Source organism: Streptomyces katrae (genome assembly GCF_000717655.1).
Lineage (GTDB): Bacteria > Actinomycetota > Actinomycetes > Streptomycetales > Streptomycetaceae > Streptomyces > Streptomyces katrae_B.
Window position 1 is genome coordinate 38493 of sequence record NZ_JNZY01000014.1, and the last position, 22853, is coordinate 61345.

General features: G+C 71.8%; 22 protein-coding genes. 5 read left to right on the forward strand and 17 right to left on the reverse strand.

What is annotated here, in order from left to right; genetic code table 11:
* Positions 1–58 precede the first annotated feature (58 nt).
* From IF09_RS0118795 to IF09_RS0118815, 5 genes are all read right to left on the reverse strand, one after another.
* Positions 59–412, reverse strand: a complete 354-nt coding sequence (locus tag IF09_RS0118795) for an MmcQ/YjbR family DNA-binding protein (protein WP_030297150.1) — start codon at positions 410–412, stop codon at positions 59–61.
* Positions 409–1713 (reverse strand): hemolysin family protein, encoded by a 1305-nt coding sequence (locus tag IF09_RS0118800; RefSeq protein ID WP_030297152.1) that lies wholly within the window; start codon positions 1711–1713, stop codon positions 409–411. Before IF09_RS0118800 ends, IF09_RS0118795 begins: the two co-directional genes overlap by 4 nt.
* Complete coding sequence (gene ybeY / locus IF09_RS0118805; RefSeq protein WP_030297153.1) at positions 1710–2207, reverse strand: rRNA maturation RNase YbeY; 498 nt, start codon at positions 2205–2207, stop codon at positions 1710–1712. Before ybeY ends, IF09_RS0118800 begins: the two co-directional genes overlap by 4 nt.
* Before the next feature lie 13 nt (positions 2208–2220).
* A complete protein-coding gene (locus IF09_RS0118810) occupies positions 2221–3267 on the reverse strand; it encodes a PhoH family protein (RefSeq protein ID WP_078613334.1) in 1047 nt (348 codons plus the stop codon).
* A 150-nt stretch (positions 3268–3417) separates the two neighbouring features.
* On the reverse strand, positions 3418–4515 hold the full coding sequence (locus IF09_RS0118815; RefSeq protein ID WP_030297157.1) for a carbohydrate kinase family protein: 1098 nt from the start codon (positions 4513–4515) through the stop codon (positions 3418–3420).
* A gap of 211 nt (positions 4516–4726) precedes the next feature.
* Here IF09_RS0118815 and IF09_RS0118820 point away from each other — a divergent pair, with 211 nt between their 5' ends.
* The gene (locus IF09_RS0118820) at positions 4727–6040 is read left to right on the forward strand and encodes a hypothetical protein (protein WP_051832632.1); all 1314 of its coding nucleotides are present in this window, start codon (positions 4727–4729) and stop codon (positions 6038–6040) included.
* Between the two features lie 156 nt (positions 6041–6196).
* Here IF09_RS0118820 and IF09_RS0118825 read toward each other — a convergent pair whose 3' ends face one another.
* The 6 genes from IF09_RS0118825 to hrcA all read right to left on the reverse strand — a co-directional run bounded on the left by IF09_RS0118825 (position 6197) and on the right by hrcA (position 11704).
* On the reverse strand, positions 6197–7102 hold the full coding sequence (locus IF09_RS0118825; protein WP_030297161.1) for a ribonuclease Z: 906 nt from the start codon (positions 7100–7102) through the stop codon (positions 6197–6199).
* A 3-nt stretch (positions 7103–7105) separates the two neighbouring features.
* Positions 7106–7465, reverse strand: coding sequence for a histidine triad nucleotide-binding protein (locus tag IF09_RS0118830; RefSeq protein ID WP_030297163.1), 360 nt, complete (start codon positions 7463–7465; stop codon positions 7106–7108).
* 100 nt (positions 7466–7565) lie between these two features.
* Entirely contained in the window at positions 7566–8312 is a 747-nt protein-coding gene (locus tag IF09_RS0118835) for a 16S rRNA (uracil(1498)-N(3))-methyltransferase (RefSeq protein WP_030297165.1), read from the reverse strand.
* Positions 8309–9400 (reverse strand): nitronate monooxygenase, encoded by a 1092-nt coding sequence (locus tag IF09_RS0118840; RefSeq protein WP_030297167.1) that lies wholly within the window; start codon positions 9398–9400, stop codon positions 8309–8311. The genes IF09_RS0118835 and IF09_RS0118840 overlap by 4 nt, the downstream gene beginning before the upstream one ends.
* 147 nt (positions 9401–9547) lie before the next feature.
* Positions 9548–10687, reverse strand: a complete 1140-nt coding sequence (gene dnaJ, locus IF09_RS0118845) for a molecular chaperone DnaJ (RefSeq protein ID WP_030297168.1) — start codon at positions 10685–10687, stop codon at positions 9548–9550.
* On the reverse strand, positions 10688–11704 hold the full coding sequence (hrcA, locus tag IF09_RS0118850; protein ID WP_030297170.1) for a heat-inducible transcriptional repressor HrcA: 1017 nt from the start codon (positions 11702–11704) through the stop codon (positions 10688–10690).
* Positions 11705–11852: 148 nt separating this feature from the next.
* Here hrcA and IF09_RS0118855 point away from each other — a divergent pair, with 148 nt between their 5' ends.
* A complete protein-coding gene (locus tag IF09_RS0118855; protein ID WP_030297172.1) occupies positions 11853–12578 on the forward strand; it encodes an MBL fold metallo-hydrolase in 726 nt (241 codons plus the stop codon).
* Between the two features lie 28 nt (positions 12579–12606).
* Entirely contained in the window at positions 12607–13407 is an 801-nt protein-coding gene (locus IF09_RS0118860; protein WP_030297174.1) for a DUF3097 domain-containing protein, read from the forward strand.
* 6 nt (positions 13408–13413) lie between these two features.
* Here IF09_RS0118860 and IF09_RS0118865 read toward each other — a convergent pair whose 3' ends face one another.
* From IF09_RS0118865 to lepA, 4 genes are all read right to left on the reverse strand, one after another.
* Positions 13414–13968 carry a Uma2 family endonuclease gene (locus IF09_RS0118865; RefSeq protein WP_030297175.1) on the reverse strand — a complete coding sequence of 185 codons (555 nt, stop codon included), beginning with the start codon at positions 13966–13968 and terminating at the stop codon, positions 13414–13416.
* Between the two features lie 100 nt (positions 13969–14068).
* A complete protein-coding gene (gene hemW, locus IF09_RS0118870) occupies positions 14069–15301 on the reverse strand; it encodes a radical SAM family heme chaperone HemW (RefSeq protein ID WP_030297177.1) in 1233 nt (410 codons plus the stop codon).
* Between the two features lie 91 nt (positions 15302–15392).
* Complete coding sequence (locus IF09_RS0118875; protein ID WP_030297179.1) at positions 15393–17282, reverse strand: AMP-dependent synthetase/ligase; 1890 nt, start codon at positions 17280–17282, stop codon at positions 15393–15395.
* Positions 17283–17531: 249 nt separating this feature from the next.
* Complete coding sequence (lepA, locus tag IF09_RS0118880; RefSeq protein WP_030297181.1) at positions 17532–19397, reverse strand: translation elongation factor 4; 1866 nt, start codon at positions 19395–19397, stop codon at positions 17532–17534.
* Positions 19398–19608: 211 nt separating this feature from the next.
* On the opposite strand from lepA, the gene rpsT reads away from it, so the two are divergent.
* Positions 19609–19875, forward strand: a complete 267-nt coding sequence (gene rpsT, locus IF09_RS0118885; RefSeq protein ID WP_030297183.1) for a 30S ribosomal protein S20 — start codon at positions 19609–19611, stop codon at positions 19873–19875.
* Positions 19876–20532: 657 nt separating this feature from the next.
* On the opposite strand, the gene holA is transcribed toward rpsT, so the two are convergent.
* Positions 20533–21525: a DNA polymerase III subunit delta gene (gene holA, locus IF09_RS0118890; protein WP_030297185.1), complete on the reverse strand. Its 993-nt coding sequence runs from the start codon at positions 21523–21525 to the stop codon at positions 20533–20535.
* 76 nt (positions 21526–21601) lie between these two features.
* Here holA and IF09_RS0118895 point away from each other — a divergent pair, with 76 nt between their 5' ends.
* Positions 21602–21844, forward strand: a complete 243-nt coding sequence (locus IF09_RS0118895; protein ID WP_037635347.1) for a hypothetical protein — start codon at positions 21602–21604, stop codon at positions 21842–21844.
* Between the two features lie 38 nt (positions 21845–21882).
* Here IF09_RS0118895 and IF09_RS0118900 read toward each other — a convergent pair whose 3' ends face one another.
* Positions 21883–22764, reverse strand: coding sequence for a YceI family protein (locus IF09_RS0118900; RefSeq protein ID WP_078613335.1), 882 nt, complete (start codon positions 22762–22764; stop codon positions 21883–21885).
* Positions 22765–22853: the final 89 nt, after the last annotated feature.

Sequence of the window (22853 nt, forward strand, 5' to 3'; positions counted from 1 at the left end):
ATCCTGGGAACCAGAGGTCACTGAGCCCCGGGACCCTCGTCCCGTCCGCGCTGCGCTCTCACGGGCGGTCGAGCCGCAGCCGCTCCGCCCTCGGCAGGCCCGCGACCACCAGGTCGTACGAGTCCTCGATCAGCTCCCGCACCAGCGCGTCGGGCAGCCCGCCGACCGTCACTGTGTTCCAGTGCCGCTTGTTCATGTGCCAGCCCGGCGCGATCGCCTCATGCTCCTCCCGCAGCCGCACCGCCAGCTCCGGTTCGCACTTGAGGTTGACCTTCAGCGGGTCGCCGTCCAGCGCGGTCAGCGCGAACATCTTCCCCAGCACCTTGAACACCGAGGTCTCGGGCGTGAAGGGGAACTCTTCCACCGCCGCGTTGAAACCCAGGCAGAACGCACGCAGCTCCGCCGGCGTCATTCGCCCTCCTCGCCCTCGCCCGCCGCCGGGCCCACCGGCTCCACCAGGACCGTCACGATCTTGTTCCGCCGGCCCGCCGGGGACTCGGCCGTGAGCCGCAGCGGCCGCCCGTCCGGCAGCTCCACCACCGCCGAGGCGCCCGCGATCGGCACCCGGCCGAGCGCCTTCGCCAGCAGTCCGCCGACCGTCTCCACGTCCTCGTCGTCGTAGTCCTCGACCTTGAACAGCTCGCCGAGGTCGGTGATGTCGAGCCGCGCCGTCACCCGGTAGCGGTCCTCGCCCAGGTCCTCGACGGGCGCGAGCTCGCGGTCGTACTCGTCGGTGATCTCGCCGACGATCTCTTCGAGGATGTCCTCGATGGTGACGATGCCCGCCGTGCCGCCGTACTCGTCGATGACCACGGCCACGTGGTTGCGCACCTGCTGCATCTCCCGCAGCAGATCGCCCGCGTTCTTGGTGTCCGGTACGAACACCGCCGGCCGCATCGCCGTCGTGACCAGGTCGGCCTCCGCCTCCCGGCTGATGTGCGTCTTGCGGACCAGGTCCTTCAGATACACGATGCCGACGATGTCGTCCTCGTTCTCGCCGGTCACCGGGATGCGCGAGAAACCCGAACGCAGCGCCAGCGTCGTCGCCTGACGGACCGTCTTGTACCGCTCGATGCAGACCAGGTCGGTGCGCGGCACCATCACCTCGCGCACGAGGGTGTCGCCGAGCTCGAAGACCTGGTGCACCATCCGGCGCTCCTCGTCCTCGATCAGCGACTCCTTCTCCGCCAGGTCGACCATCGCGCGCAGTTCCGCCTCGGAGGCGAACGGCCCCTTGCGGAAGCCCTTTCCGGGCGTGAGCGCGTTGCCGATGAGGATCAGCAGCTGCGGGATGGGCCCCATGACGCGGGCGAGCGGGACCAGGACGTACGAGGCCGCCGTCGCCGTGTTGAGGGGGTGCTGGCGGCCGATGGTGCGCGGGGAGACGCCGACGGCCACGAAGGACACGAGCACCATCACCGCGATCGCGGTGAGCAGCGCCTTCCAGTTGTCGCCGAACTCGTCGAGGCAGACGTACGTGACGAGCACGCCGGCCGCCATCTCGCAGGTGACCCGCACGAGCAGCGCCACGTTGAGGTAGCGGGTGGGGTCGGCGGCGACCTGCGCGAGCTTCGCGCTGCCGCGCCGGCCCTCCCGAACGGCCTGCTCGGCGCGGAAGCTCGAGATCCGGGCGATCCCGGACTCGGCGCACGCCGCGAACCAGGCCACCACCACCAGCAGCACCGCGCCGGTGATCAGCTGCGGGGCGGTCACGAGACGGTCGGGGCCGGGGACGGACCGGTCATGCCGCGCTCACCGCGCCAGCCGTCGACGATGGCCGCCTGGAGGCCGAACATCTCGGCCTTCTCGTCCGGCTCCTCGTGGTCGTACCCGAGCAGGTGCAGCACCCCGTGGACGGTCAGGAGCTGGAGCTCCTCGTCCATGGAGTGCTGCGTCGGGGCGTCCTCGCCCTGCTTCTTGGCCACCTCGGGGCAGAGCACGATGTCGCCGAGGAGCCCCTGCGGGGGCTCCTCGTCGTCCTTCGCCGGCGGACGGAGCTCGTCCATCGGGAAGGACATGACGTCGGTGGGTCCGGGCAGGTCCATCCACTGGATGTGGAGCTGCTCCATGGCGTCCTCGTCGATGACGATGACGGAGAGCTCGGACAGCGGGTGGATCCGCATCCGGGTGAGTGCGTAGCGGGCGATGTCGAGGATCGCCCGCTCGTCGACCTCGGTTCCGGACTCGTTGTTGACGTCGATCGACATGGTGCGCTGGGTTCTACTTCCGCTGGTAGCCGTTCCGGGACTGCTGGGCGTCCTGGCTGTCGTCGTACTTCTCGTACGCATCGACGATACGGCCGACCAGCTTGTGCCGGACGACATCCTCGGACGTGAGCCGCGAGAAGTGGATGTCGGGGACCCCTTCGAGGATCTTCTGGACCTGGCGCAGACCCGACTTGGTGCCACCGGGAAGGTCGACCTGCGTGATGTCACCGGTGATGACGATCTTCGAATCGAAGCCGAGCCGGGTCAGGAACATCTTCATCTGTTCCGGGCTCGTGTTCTGCGCCTCGTCGAGGACGACGAAGGCCTCGTTGAGCGTCCGGCCGCGCATGTACGCCAGCGGGGCCACCTCGATGGTCCCGGCGGCCATGAGCCGCGGGATCGAGTCCGGGTCGATCATGTCGTGCAGCGCGTCGTACAGCGGGCGCAGGTACGGGTCGATCTTGTCGAAGAGCGTGCCGGGCAGGAAGCCGAGCCGCTCTCCGGCCTCGACGGCGGGGCGGGTCAGGATGATCCGGCTGACCTGCTTGGACTGCAGGGCCTGGACCGCCTTGGCCATGGCGAGGTACGTCTTGCCGGTGCCGGCGGGGCCGATGCCGAACACGATCGTGTTCTTGTCGATCGCGTCGACGTACCGCTTCTGGTTGAGGGTCTTGGGCCGGATGGTGCGGCCGCGGCTGGAGAGGATGTTCTGGGTGAGCACCTCTGCGGGCGTCTCGTCCGGCCCGTTGCCGTTGCCGCTCGCCTTGAGCATGGCGATCGAGCGTTCCACTGCGTCCTCCGTCATCGGCTGCCCGGTGCGGAGCACCAGCATCATCTCGTCGAACAGGCGCTGGATCAGGGCGACTTCCGTCGCATCGCCGACCGCGCTGACCTGATTGCCCCGAACATGGATGTCGGCCTTCGGGAAGGCCTTCTCGATCACGCGCAACAGGGCGTCACCAGAGCCGAGCACCGCGACCATCGGGTGCCTGGCCGGAACGGTGAAGTGGGCTCGCGCCTGCCCCGGCGCCGGTGTCTGGGCTGTGGGTGTCTGAGTCATGGGCCGGCACTGTGGCCTGCACATACCTCCCGCTGAGGGGCCGCGCCGATCGACGACCTCCGGAGTACCAAGGGTACGACTCCGCCGCGCCATCCCCGAGGGGTTTTCCGGCACCCCCGGAGCCCCTCCCGGACACCCCGGGACTTCCCCCTATGCCGGGTGGCGGAAGCCGATGGTCGGGACGGCCCTGCGGCGGGAGGCCGGCTCCGTGCCCGGCGGGACCAGCTCGTCCAGGAAGCCGTAGCGCGGTCTCAGCACCGCGGGGGCCGCGCGCCACCAGTGGGCCACCTCCGGCCAGCCCGGGGCCGAGAGCGAACCGCCGAACTCCTGGACCGACAGGGCCGCCGTCAGGCCCGCGAAGGCCAGCCGGTCCCCCAGCGGCCAGCCCGCCAGGGTGCCGGTGACGAAACCCGCCACGAAGACGTCCCCCGCCCCCGTCGGGTCCAGCGCGTCCACCGTGATCCCGGGGACCTCCGCCTCCTCGCCGGTCCGGCCGTCCACCGCGTACGCGCCTTCCGGGCCCATCGTCACCACCGCGAGCGGCACCTTCTTCGCCAGCGCCCGCGCCGCCGCCCTCGGGCATTCGGTGCGCGTGTACCGCATGGCCTCCCCCGCGTTCGGCAGGAAGGCCTCGCAGTGCTCCAGATCCCCGAGGTCCCCCAGGTCCCAGCGCCCGCTCTCGTCCCACCCCACGTCCGCGAAGATCCGCGACCCGCGCCGCGCCGCCTCCGCGATCCACGGGTCCGTCCGCCCCGGGGCCAGCGAGGCCACGGCCGCACGGGTGCGCGGCGGGCACTGCGGGAAGGGCGCGGGGGCCGCAGGCGGCGGGGCCTCGTGGCCGTGCGAGACCATCGTGCGCTCGCCCTCGTACGCCATCGAGACCGTGACCGGGCTGTGCCAGCCGGGGATGGTCCGCGACATCGACAGGTCGATGCCCTCGCCCTGCTCGAGCGCGTCCCAGCAGTACTCGCCGTAGTGGTCGTCACCGAACGCCGCGGCCAGCGAGGTGCGCAGGCCGAGCCGGGCCAGCGCGGTGGCCATGTTGGCCACGCCCCCCGGGCTGGATCCCATGCCGCGCGCCCAGGACTCCGTACCGCGGACCGGGGCCGAGTCGAGGCCGGTGAAGATGATGTCGAGGAAGACCGTGCCGGTCAGGAACACGTCGCACCACGGCTCCTGCGGGTCCCGCAGCGGACCGAGCGGGTCCACGGCCGGGGTGAGACTGGTGGTGCTGTCCCGACTGGTCACGGTGTACTCCCCGTTGGTGCGAAGGGCCGTTTCTGCGCGCGGGCATGCGCTGGGAAACTGCCAATCTTGCCCTCCCCCGGCACGCCCAAAACACAGTGTGTCGCAGATCACGATCGGGGCGCTCTTCTCCGCATCGCGAACCACTTGATAGACAAAGGCGCCGCGGCTCCGCGGATCCTCTCGCCGCACCTGCGCACCACCGGGAACAGCCGTGTCCGACAGCACCTCAGCGCCGCCCGCCGCCCGGCCCCTGGTGGCCCTCTTCACGGCCGGCTACGTGGCCCCGTACCTGCTTCCCACCGTCGTCGGACGGCTCGACGCCCATCTCCCCCTGACTCCTGCGCAGGCGGGGCTCGTCGGCACCGCCCTGCTGCTCGGCTCCGCCACGGCCGGACTCACCCTGGCCTCCCGCATCCCCCGCCACGGGCAGCGCCCGCTGGCCCGGCTCGGCCTGCTGCTCGCCGCCCTCGGCTACGGCACGGCGGCCGCGACCACGCTGCTCCCGCTGGTGGTCGCGGGCGTGGTGGTCGGCGGCTTCGGTTCCGGTACGGCCACCGCCGTGGCCGCGTCCGGGATCGCCGGGCAGCGAGATCCGCACCGCGTCTCCGCCCTCGGGCTGCTGTCGGTCTCGGCGACCGCGGGGGCCCTGTACCTGACCCTGCCGCGCCTCGGCGGCGGGCACGCACTGCCGTTCGCGGCCATCGCCCTGGTCGCGGCCCTGGCCTGGCCCGCGACCGGCCGCCTCGGCGGGCCCACGCGCCCGGGTCCCGCCGTACGGGGCTCCGGGCGGCTGCCGTACCCGCGCGCCGGGGCGGTGCTGGCGGGCTGCCTGCTGCTCTGGTCGCTGACCCAGGAGGCGCTGTGGGGCGTCAGCGGCCGGATCGGCACCGAGCAGGCGGGGCTGCCCGAGGCCACGCTCGGCGTCGTCTTCGCGGTGGCGCTGGGCGCGGGCCTGCTCGGGGTCACGGCCGCCTCCGCGTTCGGGGCCCGGCTGGGGCGGGCGGTCCCGATCGGTGCGGGCACCGCGGCCATCGCCAGCTGCGTGGTGCTGACCTCCTCCGCGGACGGGCTCGCCGGGTTCGCCGCCGGGGAGATCCTGTGGAACGCGGTCTACCCCGTCGTCCTCTCGTACGTGATCGGCCTCGCGGCGGCCCTGGACGCGCGGGGCCGCTGGGCGGTGCTCGCCGGCTCCGCCTCCTCGCTGGGCACGGCCTGCGGGCCCGTGGCCGGCAGCCTGCTCGCCGAGGGGTTCGGCTTCCGGGGCATGGGGCTGGTGCTGGGTGCGCTGCTGCTGGTGGTGGCGGGGCCGATGACCGCGGTCGCGCTCCGCGCCGGCGGGCGCGGGCCGCTTCCGGCCGAGGCGCCGGTCCGCCGCGGCGCTGTCCCGGTCACGGCGGTCCGGCCCGACCCCGAGGCGGGACCGCCCGTCCGCGTACGCCGCACCCCGCGCCGGGTGCTGCTGCTTCCCCCGGCGGCCCGCCGGCCCCGGAAGCAGGAGCGGGCGGGGGCCTCCGAGGTCTCCTAGGAGTGTCCGGCGCGCCAGGGTCGGGTGGGCCGGGTCGGCTGGTGCCGTGGACTGCACGACGGAGGAGGGAGTCGACGCGGAGCGTTGACGACCGACGACAACGCGGCAAGCCGCGGTGCCGGGCGGGCCGGGCCCGGCCCGGATCCGCCGGACCCCCTAGCCTCGCTTCGGCAGGGGGACCCGACCGAGGTCGGCGGCGATCGTCAGCTCGCCCTCGAAGTTGGCCGCGCGGGCTTGGCGCTCGAACTCCTGCGGGTCCCCGTAGCGCTGCGAGAAGTGCGTCAGCACCAGGTGCCGTACGCCCGCGTCGCGGGCGACCCGGGCCGCCTGGCCGGCGGTGAGGTGCCCGTGGTCGGTGGCCAGCGCCTCGTCCTCGTCGAGGAACGTGGACTCGATCACCAGCATGTCGCAGCCCGCGGCGAGCGCGTCCACGCCGGGACACAGCCGGGTGTCCATGACGAAGGCGAAGCTCTGCCCCGGCTTGTGCTCGCTGACGTCGTCGAGCGTGACCCCGCCCAGCTGCCCCTCGCGCTGGATCCGGCCCACGTCCGGCCCCTTGATCCCGTGCTGCGCGAGCAGTTCGGGCACCATCCGGCGCCCGTCGGGCTCGGTCAGCCGGTAGCCGAAGGACTCGACCGGGTGAGAGAGCCGGCGGGCCTCGAGGGCGTACGAGGGCCCCTGGGCCAGCGTCCCGTCCGCGGCCACGGGTTCCTCGCGGAGCAGGACGGTCTCCCGGTAGGCGGTGGCGTACCGGAGCCGCTCGAAGAACTTCTGCCCGGAGGCCGGGTAGTGCGCGGTGACGGGGTGCGGGACCCGGTCCAGGTTGATGCGCTGGATCACGCCCGCGAGGCCGAGGCTGTGGTCACCGTGGAAGTGGGTGATGCAGATCCGGTTGATGTCGTGCGCGGCCACCCCGGCTCGGAGCATCTGGCGCTGGGTCCCCTCGCCCGGGTCGAAGAGGATGCCCTCGCCGTCCCAGCGCAGGAGGTAGCCGTTGTGGTTGCGGTGGCGGGTGGGCACCTGGCTGGCGGTGCCCAGCACCACGAACTCTCGTACGGACACGGTTTATCCGGGGGGCCACTGCAGGCCGCGCCCGCCGAGGACGTGCGCGTGCGCGTGGAAGACGGTCTGGCCGGCGCCCGCGCCCGTGTTGAACACGATCCGGTAGCCGTGGTCGTCGATCTTCTCCTCGGCGGCGATCTCGCCGGCCACGCGCAGCAGGTCGGCGGTGATGGCCGGCTCGGCGGCGGCGAGCGAGGCGGCGTCCGGGTAGTGCACGCGCGGGATCACGAGGACGTGCGTGGGCGCCTGCGGGTTGATGTCCCGGAAGGCGAAGGTCGTCTCGGTCTCCCGGACCACGGTCGCCGGGATGTTCCCCGCGACGATCTTGCAGAACAGGCAGTCCGCCTGCGGTTCCCCGGCCATTGCTCCGCCTTCCGTGACAGTGGCGTTGACGGGCCGTCGACGCCGACGTTGATCAGCTCCGGCATCGTAACCGGCGCCGTCGGCGGCCTCGTACGCGTTTTCAGGACCAGCGGCCGGTGCGCGCCAGCAGGACCGCCGTCGCCGCGGTGCCGGCGGTGGAGGTGCGCAGGACCGAGGACCCCAGGCGGTAGGGGCGGGCGCCGGCCTCCGCGAAGACGGCCAGCTCCTCCGGGGAGACCCCGCCCTCCGGTCCGACGACCAGGACGATGGAGCCCCCGGCCGGGAGCTCGGCCGTGGCCAGTGCCCCCGAGGGCGCGTCCCGGTCCTCGTGGAGGACCATCGCCAGGTCGGCGCCCGCCAGCAGCGCCGCGACCTGCTTCGTGGACATGGCCTCCGCCACCTCCGGGAAGCGGACCCGGCGGGACTGCTTGCCCGCCTCCCGGGCCGTGGCCCGCCACTTGGCCAGGGACTTGGCTCCGCGGTCGCCGCGCCACTGGGTGATGCAGCGCGAGGCCTGCCAGGGGACGATCGCGTCCACGCCGGTCTCGGTCATGGTCTCGACGGCGAGCTCGCCGCGGTCCCCCTTGGGCAGGGCCTGGACGACCGTGATCCGGACGGCCGGCTCCGGCTCCTCCTCGACGGCGTGCAGGTCCGTGACGACCAGCCGGTCCTTGCCCTCGGCGGCCTTGACCACGCCCTGCGACCAGTGGCCGCGCCCGTCGGTGAGGACCACGTCCTCACCAGGGTTCAACCGTTTCACGGAGACCGCGTGCCGGCCCTCCGGGCCGTCGAGCACGAACTCCGGCCCCGCGGGGACCTCCTCGACCACGAACACGGGGGCGGTCATGACGGACTCCTCTTCTGCATTGCCTTCAACGCGCTCTGGGCCTCGGCCAGTTCGGCCGCCAGCACCTCCACCAGCTCGCCCGCGGGCAGCGCCCGCGCCAGCCGGTGCCCCTGGCCCGCCCACAGGGCCATGCCCTGCGGGTCCCCGGCCGCGGCGGCCGCCTTGCGCAGCCCGGCGGTCATGTGGTGGATCTGCGGGTACGCGGCCGGGGCGTACGGCCCGTGCTCCCGCATGAAACGGTTCACCAGGCCCCGGGCCGGCCGCCCCGAGAACGCCCTGGTCAGCTCCGTGTGGGCGAACAGGGGGTCTGTCAGCGCCTTCTTGTGCAGCGGGTGCGCACCCGATTCGGGGCAGGTGAGGAACGCGGTGCCGAGCTGGGCCGCCTCCGCGCCCGCCGCCAGCAGCGCCGCGATCTGCGAGCCGCGCATCAGACCGCCTGCCGCGATGATCGGGAGGCCCACGGCCTCGCGTACCTGCGCCACCAGCGCGAGCAGGCCCACGCCCGCCGTGCCGTCCGCCTGCGGGTCGTCGCGGTGGGTGCCCTGGTGCCCGCCCGCCTCCACGCCCTGGACGCAGACGGAGTCGGCGCCCGCGGCCTGTGCGGCGCGGGCCTCGTCGACCGAGGTGACGGTGACGACCGAGTACGTGCCCGCTTTGCGCAGGGAGGCGAGGACCACGGGCGTGGGACAGCCGAAGGTGAACGAGACGACGGGAACGGGATCTTCGAGGAGGATCGCGAGCTTGGCGTCGTAGCCGTCGTCGCTGGTGCCGATGATGTCCTCGTCGGCCAGGGAGATCTCGTACCAGCTGGCCTCGCCGGCCAGCTGCCCGCGGTACGCCTCCACGGCGGCCGGGTCCACGTAGCCGGTCTGCGGCATGAAGAGGTTCACGCCGAACGGGCGCCGGGTGAGCGCGCGCAGCCGTTTGATCTCCTGGTACATGCCGTCGGCGGTCTTGTAGCCGCCGGCCAGGAAGCCCAGCCCGCCCGCCTCGCTCACGGCGGCGGCGAGCGGCGGACAGGAGGCGCCGCCCGCCATGGGAGCCTGCACGATCGGGTACGGGGAGAGACCGTTCGGTGCGGAGGACATGCACTGCATCGTGCCATGTCCCGCTCACCGGGCCGAATCACGGCATTCGCCTGGCATAGTCCGCTTCACCGGCGGCGTCCGGATCGATGCGGCGAGCCCGGTCCGGGGCATCCCCGGACCGGGCTCGTACATGTGCCGACAGGCCGGTCAGCGGCCGTTGAAGGCGTCCTTCAGGCGGCTGAACAGGCCCTGCTGACCCGGCGCGAACTGGCCCATGGGCCGCTCCTCGCCGCGCAGCTTGGCGAGCTGGCGCAGCAGCTCCTCCTGCTGGGCGTCCAGCTTGCCCGGGGTGGTGACCTCGACGTGGACGATCAGGTCGCCGCGGCCGCCGCCGCGCAGGTGCGTGACGCCGCGCCCGTGCAGCGGGATCGACTGGCCCGAGCCGGTGCCGGGGCGGATGTCGATCTCCTCCATGCCGTCCAGCGTCTCCAGCGGGCACTTGGTGCCGAGGGCCGCGGCCGTCATGGGGATGGTCACCGTGCAGTGCAGGTCGTCCCCACGCCGCTGGAAGGTCGGGTGCGACAGCTCGTGGATCTCCACGTACAGGTCGCCGGCGGGGCCGCCGCCGGGGCCGACCTCTCCCTCGCCCGCGAGCTGGATCCGGGTGCCGTTCTCGACACCGGCCGGGATCTTGACCGTGAGGCTGCGGCGGGAGCGGACCCGGCCGTCGCCCGCGCACTCGGGGCACGGGGTGGGGACCACGGTGCCGAAGCCCTGGCACTGGGGGCAGGGGCGCGAGGTCATGACCTGGCCCAGGAAGGACCGGGTGACCTGCGACACCTCACCGCGGCCACGGCACATGTCACACGTCTGCGCCGAGGTGCCGGGGGCGGCACCCTCACCGGAGCAGGTGGTGCACACGACGGCGGTGTCGACCTGGATGTCCTTGGTCGTGCCGAAGGCCGCCTCGTCCAGCTCCAGGTCGAGGCGGATCATGGCGTCCTGGCCGCGGCGGGTCCGCGAGCGCGGTCCACGCTGCGAGGCCTGGCCGAAGAAGGCGTCCATGATGTCGGAGAAGTTGCCGAAGCCGCCCGCTCCGAAGCCGCCGGCGCCACCGCCGCCGCCCGAGGAGGACAGCGGGTCGCCGCCGAGGTCGTAGACCTGCTTCTTCTGCGGGTCCGAGAGCACCTCGTACGCCGCGTTGATCTCCTTGAAGCGCTCCTGCGTCTTCGGGTCCGGATTCACATCCGGGTGGAGTTCGCGCGCGAGGCGGCGGAAGGCCTTCTTGATCTCGTCCTGCGATGCGTCGCGGCGCACGCCGAGAACGGCGTAGTAGTCCGTGGCCACTTACGACTCCGCCAGGATCTGTCCGACGTAACGTGCCACTGCGCGTACCGCTCCCATCGTTCCGGGGTAGTCCATGCGGGTCGGTCCGACCACGCCGAGTTTGGCGACTGTTTCGCCGCCCGAACCGTAGCCGACCGAGACGACGGACGTGGAGTTCAGTCCCTCGTAGGCATTCTCATGCCCGATCCGTACGGCCATTCCCGACTCGTTGGCCTCGCCGAGCAGCTTGAGGAGCACGACCTGCTCCTCCAGCGCCTCGAGCACCGGCCTGATCGTCAGGGGAAAATCATGTCCGAAGCGCGTGAGATTGGCGGTTCCACCGATCATCAACCGCTCCTCGGCCTCCTCGACCAGCGTCTCCAGCAGGGTCGCGAGCACGGTCGACACCGTGCTGCGGTCATCCGGGTCGAACGACTCCGGCAGGTCCTGCACGAGCTGCGGCACGTCGGTGAACCGGCGGCCGACGACCCTGCTGTTGAGCCGTGCCCGCAGATCTGCGAGCGAGGTCTCGCCGAACGGGGTCTGGCAGTCGACGAGCCGCTGCTCGACCCGTCCTGTATCGGTGATCAGCACGAGCATGAGCCGGGCCGGAGCGAGCGACAGCAGCTCGACGTGCCGGACCGTGGACCGGGTCAGGCTCGGGTACTGGACGACGGCGACCTGCCGGGTGAGCTGCGCGAGCAGCCGCACCGTACGGCCGACCACGTCGTCGAGGTCGACGGCGCCGTCGAGGAAGTTCTGGATGGCCCGGCGCTCGGGCGTCGACAGCGGCTTGACCCCCGCCAGCTTGTCGACGAAGAGCCGGTAGCCCTTGTCCGTGGGGATCCGGCCGGCGCTGGTGTGGGGCTGCGCGATGTAGCCCTCCTCCTCCAGCACGGCCATGTCGTTGCGCACGGTGGCGGGCGAGACGCCGAGCCGGTGCCGCTCGGTGAGCGCCTTGGAGCCGACCGGCTCCTCCGTCCCGACGTAATCCTGGACGATGGCGCGCAGCACTTCGAGTCTGCGTTCGCTGAGCATCGCGCGCACACCTCCAGCTCTGGTCCGTTGTCTTCGGTCGTTGGCGTCATTGGCACTCTGATCGTTCGAGTGCCAGAGATCCCCCGCTCAGTGTACGGCCGGGTAGTAAGACCCTGGCAAGGGAGGCCCGCCAGGGTAGCGTCGCGGCATGGACGTGCGTTGGGAAGAGGCGGGCTGGGAGCGGCTGACCGGGCGGAGCGGACGGCGACGGCTCCCGGTGTGGGACTGCACGGTGGGACTGGTGGTGGGGGACGAGTCGGTGCTCCTGGTCGATCCGGGCTCGTGCGTACGCGAAGGCGCACAGCTGCGGGCCGAGGCGGAGCGGCTGACCGGCCGGCGCGTGACGCATATCGCATTCACGCACGGCCATTTCGATCACGTTCTGGGCGTGGCCGCGTTCGCCGGGGCCGAGGTGTACGGGGCGGTCGGGCTGGACGCGGAGCTCTCGGCCGGCCGCGAGGAGCTGCGCGACGACGCGGTCCGGCAGGGGCTGGCGGAGGCCGAGGCCGCCGAGGCGGCGGACCTGCTGGTGGTGCCGCGGCACTCGGTGTCGGGCGAATGGACGCTGGAGCTGGGCGGGGTGCAGGTGCTGCTGGCCAATGTCGGGCCCGGGCACACCCGGTACGACCTGGCCGTGTTCGTGCCGGGCGAGCGCGAGACGGTGTTCTGCGGGGACCTCGTCGAGGAGTCGGGCGAACCGCAGGCGGGCAGCGACGCGGTTCCGGCGCAGTGGCCGGCGGCGCTGGACCGGCTGCTGTCGCTGGGCGGGGACGACGCGCTGTACGTGCCGGGTCACGGAGCGGTGGTCGACGCGGCCTTCGTGCGTGCGCAACGCGCCACACTGGCCGCCCGTTTCGGCGTGTCGGAGGCATGATCGGCGCGCCTCTCCTAGTGTCGGCCGGATGCGTGAGTACTCCCCCGACCTGACCCCGCAGTGGAAGCGCCCCAAGGCCGTACCGGAGGTGGCGGCCGAGCCGGACCTGGTGGTCGAGGTGGCCGGTACGGACTTCTGCGGCGCGGTGGTGGCCTGCGAGGCGGGCACGGTGACCCTGGAGGACCGGTTCGGCAAGCGGCGGGTGTTCCCGATGGAGCCGAGCGGGTTCCTGCTGGAGGGTGCGGTGGTCACCCTGGTCCGGCCGCCCCGGGGCCCGGCGGCGCCCGCCCGTACCGCCTCGGGCTCGATCGCGGTCCCGGGCGCCCGGGCGCGGGTGGCCCGCGCGGGCCGGATCTACGTGGAGGGCCGGCACGACGCCGAGCTGGTGGAGCGGGTCTGGGGCGACGACCTGCGGATCGAGGGCGTGGTGGTGGAGTACCTGGAGGGCATCGACGACCTCCCCGCCATCGTGGCGGACTTCGCCCCGGCCCCGGACGCCCGCCTGGGGATCCTGGTGGACCACCTGGTCCCGGGCTCGAAGGAGTCCCGCATCGCGGCGTCGGTGACCTCTGCGGACGTCCTGATCGTCGGCCACCCGTACGTGGACGTCTGGCAGGCGGTGAAGCCGTCCGCGCTCGGCATCCCGGCGTGGCCGGTGGTCCCGCGCGGCCAGGACTGGAAGACGGGCGTCTGCAGGGCGCTGGGCTGGCCGCAGAACACCGGGGCCGCCTGGCAGCACATCCTGTCCCGCGTGACGTCCTACAAGGACCTGGAGCCGGTCCTGCTGGGCCGTGTGGAGGAGCTGATCGACTTCGTCACGGCGCCCTGACCCGCGCTACGGCAGGGTGCCGAACTCCATGGTGTCGAGCGTGACGCCGAGGGCGTCGAGCGGCACCGGCTCACCGAACTTGCTGGTCCGCTCGGTCCGGTAGTCGGCCTCTTCTCCAGCACCGAAAGGTTCGGTGAGCACGACGCACTTGGCCTGGAAGGGGTCGATGATCAGATACGTGGGGATGCCACCCGCCGCGTAGATGGAGCGCTTCGTCACGTAGTCGCGCAGCTTGCTGGTCTTGGAGACGACCTCGACCGCCATCGCCAGGGTTCGGGCGGGCAGCAGACGACCCGACTCCGGAACCGCCTCGACCGGCAGGACCACGAGATCGGGCTGCGGCTCGGACGACTCCGCCGGAATGTCCACGTCCTGCGTCTGGAGCGGATACCAGCGCCCCATGGGGATCTGCCGCTGGACGAACATGACGATCAGGTTGTGGACCACGTCCGGCCCCGCCATCATCACGATTTCCCCCCTGAGGAGCTCGACCTTGACCCCCTCGGGAGCCTCGAGGCTCTCGAAGTACTCGGTCATCCGGCGATCGTCCACAGCGGTCATCTCCGTGCCCTCCACTTCTGTCGCCGGGTATGCGACAGAAGGCTACGAACAGGCTAGGCCGCACCCGCCCGTATCCGCATCGATTCACTACTCCGAGTGGTCAGTCCACCAGGTCGCGGACCACCGCGTCGGCCAGCAGCCGCCCGCGCAGGGTCAGGACGGCGCGGCCCGCCTCGTACGGAGCGGCCTCCAGGAGCCCGTCGGCCAGGGCCCGGCGGGAGGCCGCGAGGCCTGCCGGGGCCAGCAGGGACAGCGGGACGCCGTCCACCAGGCGCAGCTCCAGCAGGATCCGCTCGACCCGGCGGTCCTCCTCGGAGAGGAGCTCCCGGCCCGCGCCCGGGGAGCGGCCCTCGGCCAGCGCCGCTGCGTAGGCGCCCGGGTGCTTCACGTTCCACCAGCGGACCCCGCCCACGTGCGAGTGCGCGCCGGGCCCGGCGCCCCACCAGTCGGCGCCGCGCCAGTACAGCTCGTTGTGCAGGCAGCGGCCCGCCTCCGAGGTGGCCCAGTTCGAGACCTCGTACCAGGAGTACCCGGCCCCGGCCATCACCGAGTCCGCGATCAGGTACCGGTCGGCGTGGACGTCGTCGTCCGTCATCGGGACCTCGCCCCGCCGGATCCGGCGGGCCAGCTGCGTGCCCTCCTCGACGATCAGCGCGTACGCGCTGATGTGGTCCGGCCCGGCGCCGAGGGCGGCGGCCAGGGAGGCCCGCCAGTCCTCGTCCGACTCACCCGGGGTCCCGTAGATCAGGTCCAGGTTCACGTGCTCGAAGCCCGCCGCCCGCGCCTCCGCGACGCACGCCTCCGGTCGCCCGGGGGTGTGCGTGCGGTCGAGCACCTTCAGGACGTGCTGCTTCGCGCTCTGCATGCCGAAGGAGATCCGGTTGAAGCCGCCGGCCCGCAGCTCCGCCAGGTACTCCGGGTCCACCGACTCCGGATTGGCCTCCGTGGTGATCTCGGCGTCCTCGGCCAGGCCGAATTCGTCGCGGATCGCCGCGAGCATCCGTACGAGGTCCGCGGCCGGCAACAGCGTCGGCGTACCGCCGCCCACGAACACCGTCCGGACGGGCCGCGGGTCGTCGCCGAGCACCTTGCGGGCGAGGCGGACCTCGTCGATCAGGGTGTCCGCGTAGTTCTCCCGGGAGGCGAGCACGCCGCCGGTGCCGCGCAGCTCGGTCGCGGTGTACGTGTTGAAGTCGCAGTACCCGCAGCGCGTGGCGCAGTACGGGACGTGCAGGTAGAACCCGAGCGGCCGGTCCCCGGCACCCGCCAGGGCATGCGACGGCAGCGAGCCGTCTTCGGGCATGGGTTCACCGTCGGGCAGTGCGGAAGGCATGCACCCATTGTCCCGCACCCGCCGCCGCGCCCGCCCCGGCTCGCATCGTGCGAGACCGCGGCGGGCGCCCTGGCAGGGGCCACACCTCGCGCTACGCCTCGCGCGAGCCCTCGTACATCTCGTCGATCAGGTGCTTGAACTCACGCTCGACGGCCGGCCGCTTCAGCTTCAGGCTGGGCGTGAGGTCGCCGTGCTCGACGTCGAGGTCGCGGGGCAGGATGCGGAACTTCTTGACCGTCTGCCAGCGCTGCAGGCCCTCGTTGAGGGTCTGCACGTACGTCTCGATCAGCCGGTTCGTCTCCGGCGCGGCCAGGACCTCGCCGTACGTCCTGCCCTCGAGCCCGTTCTCGGCGGCCCAGCCCATGATCGACGGCTCGTCGAGCGCGACCAGGGCGGCGCAGAAGTTCCGGTCGGCGCCGTGCACGACGATGCTCGACACGTACGGGCAGATCGCCTTGAACCGGCCCTCGATCTCGGCCGGGGCGACGTACTTGCCGTTCGAGGTCTTGATCAGGTCCTTCTTGCGGTCCGTGATGCGCAGGTAGCCGTCGGGCGAGAGCTCGCCGATGTCGCCCGTGTGCAGCCAGCCGTCCTCCTCCAGCACCTCGGTGGTCTTCTCCGGCTGCAGGTGGTAGCCCTGCATGATGCCGGGGCCGCGCAGCAGGATCTCGCCGTCGTCGGCGATGCGGACCTCGGTGCCGGGGAGCGGCTTGCCGACGGTGCCGGTGCGGTAGGCCTCGCCGGGGTTGACGAAGGAGGCGGCGCTGGACTCGGTGAGGCCGTAGCCCTCGAGGATGTGGATGCCGGCGCCGGCGAAGAAGTAGCCGATGTCGGGGGCCAGGGCGGAGGCGCCGGAGACGGCGGCGCGCAGCCGGCCGCCGAAGGCCTCGCGGAGCTTGGAGTAGACGAGTGTGTCGGCGATCTTGTGCTTGGTGGCGAGGCCGAAGGGGGCCGTGGCGCTGCCGGTGCGCCGGTAGTTGTCCTGGGTGACCTTGGCGTACTCGCGGGCCACGCCGACCGACCACTGGAAGATCTTGTACTTGGCGCCGCCGCCGGCCCGGGCCTTGGCCGCGACCCCGTTGTAGACCTTCTCGAAGATGCGCGGGACGGCCGCCATGTAGGTGGGCTGGACGACCGGCAGATTCTCGATGATCTTGTCGATCCGGCCGTCGACGGCGGTGACGTGGCCGACCTCGATCTGGCCGGAGGTCAGGACCTTGCCGAAGACGTGCGCGAGCGGCAGCCACAGGTACTGGACGTCGTCGCTGTGGATCATGCCGGTGGCGACGGTGGCCTTGGCCATGTACGACCAGTTGTCGTGCGGGAGCCGTACGCCCTTGGGGCGGCCGGTGGTGCCGGAGGTGTAGATCAGCGTGGCGAGCTGGTCGGCGGTGATGGCCGCGATCCGCTCCTTGATCGCCTCGGGGTGCTTGGCGAGGTACTCCTTGCCGCGCGCTTCCAGGTCGGCGAGGGAGAGCACCCAGCCCTCCGGGTCACCGGCGGCCGGTACCGCGTCGGCGGACTCCAGGACCACCACGTGGGCGAGCTCGGGCAGGTCGGCGCGGCGCTCGCGGGCCTTGGCCAGCTGGGCCGCGTCCTCGGCGATCAGCACGCGGCTGGCCGAGTCGGCGAGGATGAACGCCGACTCCTCGGCGTTGGTGCTCGGGTAGATCGTGGTCACGGCGCCGCCGGCGCACATGACGCCAAGGTCGGAGAGGATCCACTCGACGCGGGTGTTGGAGGCGAGCGCGACCCTCTCCTCGGGCTGCAGGCCGAGGTCCAGCAGGCCCGCGGCGATACCGAAGACCCGCTCGGCCGCCTGGCCCCAGCTCAGCGACTTCCAGTCGTCGGGGCCTGCGCCGTCGGCCGCGGGCACCGGGAACCGGTAGGCCTCGGCGTTCGGCGTGGCTGCCACACGCTCAAGGAAGAGGGCCGCCACGGTGGGCGGGCGGTTCTCGATCAAGGTCTGTGTGTCGCTCACGGACGTCCTCCGGACCACGCGGCAGGGCCTGTCATCCAAGGCGGTGAATGACGGCTTCCAACAGGGCTTGCAACCAGGGCTTGTAACTGGCGAGTAACCAACGGGCAGTGATCAGACTAGGGGCCCTCCGCCTGGCGCGTAAGAGCCCTTGAGACGCCGATTCATAACGAAACAGGCCCCCGCGCGACTGCACGGGGACCAGTTCCGTATACGGATCAAGGCGGTTCGAGGCCGTTGACGGCCCGGGGGCTACTTCTTCTTGCCGCCGGACTCGTCGCTGGAGAGGACGGCGATGAAGGCCTCCTGGGGCACCTCCACCGAGCCGACCATCTTCATGCGCTTCTTGCCTTCCTTCTGCTTCTCCAGCAGCTTCCGCTTACGGGAGATGTCACCGCCGTAGCACTTGGCGAGGACGTCCTTGCGGATGGCGCGGATGGTCTCGCGGGCGATGACGCGCGAGCCGACGGCCGCCTGGATCGGCACCTCGAAGGCCTGCCGCGGGATGAGCTCGCGCAGCTTGGCGACCAGGCGCACGCCGTAGGCGTACGCGGCGTCCTTGTGGCAGACGGCGGAGAAGGCGTCGACCTTGTCGCCGTGCAGCAGGATGTCGACCTTGACCAGGCTGGAGGCCTGCTCGCCGGTGGGCTCGTAGTCGAGGGAGGCGTAACCGCGCGTCTTGGACTTCAGCTGGTCGAAGAAGTCGAAGACGATCTCCGCGAGGGGGAGGGTGTAGCGGATCTCGACCCGGTCCTCGGAGAGGTAGTCCATGCCGAGCAGGGTGCCGCGGCGGGTCTGGCAGAGCTCCATGATCGCGCCGATGAACTCGGTGGGCGCGAGCACGGTGGCCCGCACGACCGGCTCGAAGACGTCCTTGATCTTGCCTTCGGGGAACTCGCTCGGGTTGGTGACGGTGACTTCCTTGCCGTCCTCCAGCACCACCCGGTAGACCACGTTCGGCGCGGTGGCGATCAGGTCGAGGCCGAACTCGCGCTCGAGGCGCTCGCGGACCACGTCCAGGTGCAGCAGGCCGAGGAATCCGACGCGGAAGCCGAAGCCCAGCGCCGCCGAGGTCTCCGGCTCGTAGACGAGCGCGGCGTCGTTGAGCTGGAGCTTGTCCAGGGCCTCGCGCAGGTCCGGGTAGTCGGAACCGTCGAGCGGGTACAGGCCCGAGAAGACCATCGGCTTCGGGTCCTTGTAGCCGCCGAGGGCCTCGGTCGCACCGTTGTTCAGGCTGGTGATGGTGTCACCGACCTTGGACTGACGGACGTCCTTCACGCCGGTGATGATGTAGCCCACCTCGCCGACGCCGATGCCGTCGGCCGGGGTCATCTCCGGGGAGGAGACGCCGATCTCCAGCAGCTCGTGGGTGGCGCCGGTGGACATCATCCGGATGCGCTCGCGCTTGTTGAGCTGACCGTCGACCACACGGACGTAGGTCACGACGCCGCGGTACGAGTCGTAGACCGAGTCGAAGATCATCGCTCGGGCGGGGGCGTCCTTGACGCCGACCGGGGCCGGGACGGTGGCGACGACCTTGTTGAGCAGGGCGTCGACGCCGAGACCGGTCTTCGCGGAGACCCGCAGGACGTCCTCGGGCTGGCAGCCGACCAGGTTCGCCAGCTCCTCGGCGAACTTCTCCGGCTGGGCGGCCGGCAGGTCGATCTTGTTCAGGACCGGGACGATCGCGAGGTCGTTCTCCATCGCCAGGTACAGGTTGGCGAGGGTCTGGGCCTCGATGCCCTGGGCGGCGTCCACCAGGAGGACCGTGCCCTCGCAGGCGGCGAGGGAGCGCGAGACCTCGTAGGTGAAGTCGACGTGCCCGGGGGTGTCGATCATGTTGAGGATGTGGGTCTTGCCCTGACCCTCGCCCTCGGTCGGCGCCCACGGCAGCCGGACGGCCTGGGACTTGATCGTGATACCGCGCTCACGCTCGATGTCCATGCGGTCGAGGTACTGGGCGCGCATCTGCCGCTGGTCGACGACGCCGGTGAGCTGGAGCATCCGGTCGGCAAGCGTCGACTTGCCGTGGTCGATGTGCGCGATGATGCAGAAATTGCGGATCAGCGCCGGGTCGGTACGGCTCGGCTCGGGCACGTGGCTGGGGATCGCGGGCACGCAGTGTCCTGATTCTCGGGTCGCAGTCGGAAGCGTTTCCGGCTCTCGTCGGATCTGTACGCAGGTTCCCATGGTCCCATGGACGGGGCGATGCGCTCGGTTTGGGCCGGTCGGAGCGTGCCTGGTAGCCTGGGCAGCTGTGTCTCGTATGCCCTCTCAGCTGTCGGGACACAATCCGAAGATCAAACTCTGAACCTGAAAAGGCTCTTTCGTGGCGAACATCAAGTCCCAGATCAAGCGGAACAAGACGAACGAGAAGGCGCGCCTGCGCAACAAGGCCGTCAAGTCTTCGCTCAAGACCGCGATCCGCAAGGCCCGTGAGGCCGTGGCCGCGGGTGACGTCGAGAAGGCCACCGTGGCTTCTCGCGCCGCCTCGCGCGCGCTCGACAAGGCTGTCTCGAAGGGTGTCATCCACAAGAACGCCGCCGCCAACAAGAAGTCCGCGCTGGCGTCCAAGGTTGCCTCCCTTCAGGGCTGAGCTCCCTGATGTGATCGCCGGAAGGGATCCAGCGGGCCCTCTCTCCCGCTCCTGACCGGCCCCCCGTGCCGCACACGAAGCGTTCGCCACGCGGGTGCGGTGCACAAGCAACACCGAAGGCCCCGGCGCCTCCCTTCCCCAGGGCGGCCCCGGGGCCTTCGCTTTCCCCACCGGCCCGCTGGCCCATCCAGCCCCGCCGGCGTTCGAGGCACGGGGGTCCGGGGGCAGCACCCCCGACAGCGGCGGAACGCGCGGGGTCCGGGGCGGAGCCCCCACCCCAGCCCCGCCGGCGTTTGAGGCGCGGGGGCTCGGGGGCAGCGCCCCCGACAGCGGCGGGACGCGCGAGGGCCGGGGGCAGCACCCCCAGCCCCGCCGGCGTTCGAGGGACGGGGTCCGGGGCGGAGCCCCCACCCCAGCCCCGCCGGCGTTCGAGGCACGGGGGTCCGGGGGCAGCGCCCCCGACAGCGGCGGGACGCGCGGGGGCCGGGGCGGAGCGCCGGGGAACGGGCGAAGGGCGGGGAGGGGCACGCCCGCGCAGCGGCACCCGCCCCGGCTCCGGCTCCGGGCCCCGACGGCCCGTCGGGATCACGGCGGCGGCACACGCCGAGGCAAGCCCGACCGGCCGGGCCGGAAGCCGAAAGAACCGCCCGCCGGAGGCTAGCGGCGCTGCGGCCGCGCAGCCCTGGCCACGGCCACGACCGCCTTCTCGAGCGCGTACTCGGGATCATCGCCCCCGCCCTTGACCCCGGCATCGGCCGCAGCCACAGCACGCAGCGCCTCCGAGACCCCGTCCGCAGACCAGCCCCGCATCTGCTGGCGCACCCGGTCGATCTTCCACGGCGGCATGCCCAGATCCCGCGCCAGATCCCCCGGCCGCGCCCCCCGCGGCGCGGAGGCGAGCTTGCCGATCGCCCGCACCGCCTGCGCCAGCGCGCTCGTGATCAGCACCGGCGCCACCCCCGTGGACAGCGACCACCGCAGCGCCTCGAGGGCATCCGCCGCCCGCCCCTCGACCGCCCGGTCGGCGACCGTGAAGCTGGAGGCCTCGGCCCGGCCGGTGTAGTACCTGCCGACAACGGCCTCGTCGATCGTGCCCTCGACGTCCGCGCACAGCTGCGCGGCCGCACTCGCCAGCTCCCGCAGATCGCTCCCGATCGCGTCCACCAGCGTCTGGCACGCCTCCGGGGTCGCCGACCGGCCCAGCGTGCGGAACTCTCCCCGCACGAACGCCAGCCGGTCCGCCGCCTTCGTCATCTTCGGGCAGGCGATCTCCCGGGCCCCGGCCTTGCGGGCCGCGTCCAGCAGCCCCTTGCCCTTGACGCCGCCCGCGTGGAGGAGCACGAGGATGATTTCCTCGAACGGCGCCGCGAGATACGCCTTGACCTCTTTGACCGAGTCCGCGGACAGGTCCTGCGCATTGCGTACGACCAGCACCTTGCGCTCGGAGAAGAGCGACGGGCTGGTCAGCTCGGCGAGCGTGCCGGGCTGGAGCTGCTCGGGCGCGAGGTCCCGCACGTCCGTGTCGGCGTCGGCGGCCCGGGCGGCCGCCACCACCTCCCGTACGGCGCGGTCGAGCAGCAGCTCCTCCTGCCCCACCGCGAGGGTGAGCGGGGCGAGCGGATCGTCGGTGGGGTTCTTCCTGGTGGCCATCGCGTCCAGCATCCCACGCCGCACTGACAGCCCCCCGCACCGCGGGCCCCCTCGCCCCGTATCCGAGAATGGCCGCGTGAACGTGCGACATGTACTGGTGCTGCCCGACCGCGACGCCGCCGAGGAGGTGGCCCAGGAGGCCGTCGACCGCTTCGGCCTCCCCGAGGAACCGCAGCTGTTCCGCGACGCGCTGGCCGGCGAGGACGACGCCGAGGACGCCCAGTGGCTGGTGGTCGTCGAGGACCCGCAGGAACGGCTCGACGCCACGGTGCTGGACGGCCTCGCCGCCGAGTACGAGGGCTGGCTCGAGACCCCGTAACGCCCCGCGGGCCCACGCACGATGTCCGCGATGTCCGGCTAGGCCTTGTGCACGATCTGGATGTCCAGCGCCACTTCCACGCTCGAGCCGATCGCCGCTATCCCGTGGGCCAGCACGGACTGCCAGTTGAGGGTGAAGTCCTCGCGGTGCAGCTCGGTGGTGGCCCGGCAGGCCGCACGCGGTTCGCCCTCCAGCCCGGTGCCGAGGCCCAGGTACTCGGTGTCCAAGGTCACCGAGCGGCTGACCCCGTGCAGGGTCAGGGCGCCCGCGACGGTCCAGCGGCTGCCGCTGCGGTGGATGAACCGCTCGCTGTAGAACTCGACCGTCGAATGCCGTGCCGCGTCCAGGAAGTCGCCGGACCGCAGGTGGTCGTCCCGCAACCGCACACCGGTGTCGATGCTCGCCGCGTCGATGATCACGTGCATGGAGGAGTCCTCCATGCGGTCGGCTATCCGTACCGCCCCGGCGAACGTGTTGAACCGGCCGCGGATCCGGGCGAAACCGATGTGCTGGGCCGTGAACGCGATGGACGAATGCGTCGGGTCGAGTTCCCAGTGCCCGGGCGCCGGCAGCAGCGGCGGTTCCACGGCGTCGAGGACGATCTCCCCGGTGCCGGGCTGCGTCGCGTCCCCCACCAGCGTCGCCCCGTGGAAGGGCGCGTAGCCCTCGGCGGTGACGGAGAGCCGGTACTCGCCTTCCGGCACGGCCGCGGTGAACCCGCCGTACGGGTCGGTCTCGCCGCTCACGATGCGCCGGCCGATCGGGTCCGTGACCTCGAACTTGGCCTGCCTGACTGGCTGGTGGACGGTGTCGAGGACACGGCAGCTGAGCAGTCGCGCCGCATGAGGCAGCGTCAGTGTTGCGGATGTGTGCGGAACGGCACTTCCTGCCGCCTCCGTCCCTCTTCGGCGACCGAACATGGTTGGTGCACCCCCGTGCTGTATGGACTCGTACCGCTCTGGCGAAGACGCATTCGATCATGCTGTCGGGTTGTGGGCAAACAGAAGGA

What these genes read in the sequence shown, in the direction of transcription:
- IF09_RS0118810 (WP_078613334.1), bottom strand. Translation starts at nt 3,267, where the DNA reads ATGACTCAGACACCCACAGCCCAGACACCGGCGCCGGGGCAGGCGCGA.
- IF09_RS0118860 (WP_030297174.1), top strand. Translation starts at nt 12,607, where the DNA reads ATGCGTGAGTACTCCCCCGACCTGACCCCGCAGTGGAAGCGCCCCAAG.
- ybeY (WP_030297153.1), bottom strand. Translation starts at nt 2,207, where the DNA reads ATGTCGATCGACGTCAACAACGAGTCCGGAACCGAGGTCGACGAGCGG.
- IF09_RS0118840 (WP_030297167.1), bottom strand. Translation starts at nt 9,400, where the DNA reads ATGTCCTCCGCACCGAACGGTCTCTCCCCGTACCCGATCGTGCAGGCT.
- IF09_RS0118855 (WP_030297172.1), top strand. Translation starts at nt 11,853, where the DNA reads ATGGACGTGCGTTGGGAAGAGGCGGGCTGGGAGCGGCTGACCGGGCGG.
- IF09_RS0118830 (WP_030297163.1), bottom strand. Translation starts at nt 7,465, where the DNA reads ATGGCCGGGGAACCGCAGGCGGACTGCCTGTTCTGCAAGATCGTCGCG.
- holA (WP_030297185.1), bottom strand. Translation starts at nt 21,525, where the DNA reads ATGGCCACCAGGAAGAACCCCACCGACGATCCGCTCGCCCCGCTCACC.
- IF09_RS0118865 (WP_030297175.1), bottom strand. Translation starts at nt 13,968, where the DNA reads ATGACCGCTGTGGACGATCGCCGGATGACCGAGTACTTCGAGAGCCTC.
- IF09_RS0118795 (WP_030297150.1), bottom strand. Translation starts at nt 412, where the DNA reads ATGACGCCGGCGGAGCTGCGTGCGTTCTGCCTGGGTTTCAACGCGGCG.
- hemW (WP_030297177.1), bottom strand. Translation starts at nt 15,301, where the DNA reads ATGCCTTCCGCACTGCCCGACGGTGAACCCATGCCCGAAGACGGCTCG.
- hrcA (WP_030297170.1), bottom strand. Translation starts at nt 11,704, where the DNA reads ATGCTCAGCGAACGCAGACTCGAAGTGCTGCGCGCCATCGTCCAGGAT.
- IF09_RS0118835 (WP_030297165.1), bottom strand. Translation starts at nt 8,312, where the DNA reads ATGACCGCCCCCGTGTTCGTGGTCGAGGAGGTCCCCGCGGGGCCGGAG.
- IF09_RS0118900 (WP_078613335.1), bottom strand. Translation starts at nt 22,764, where the DNA reads ATGTTCGGTCGCCGAAGAGGGACGGAGGCGGCAGGAAGTGCCGTTCCG.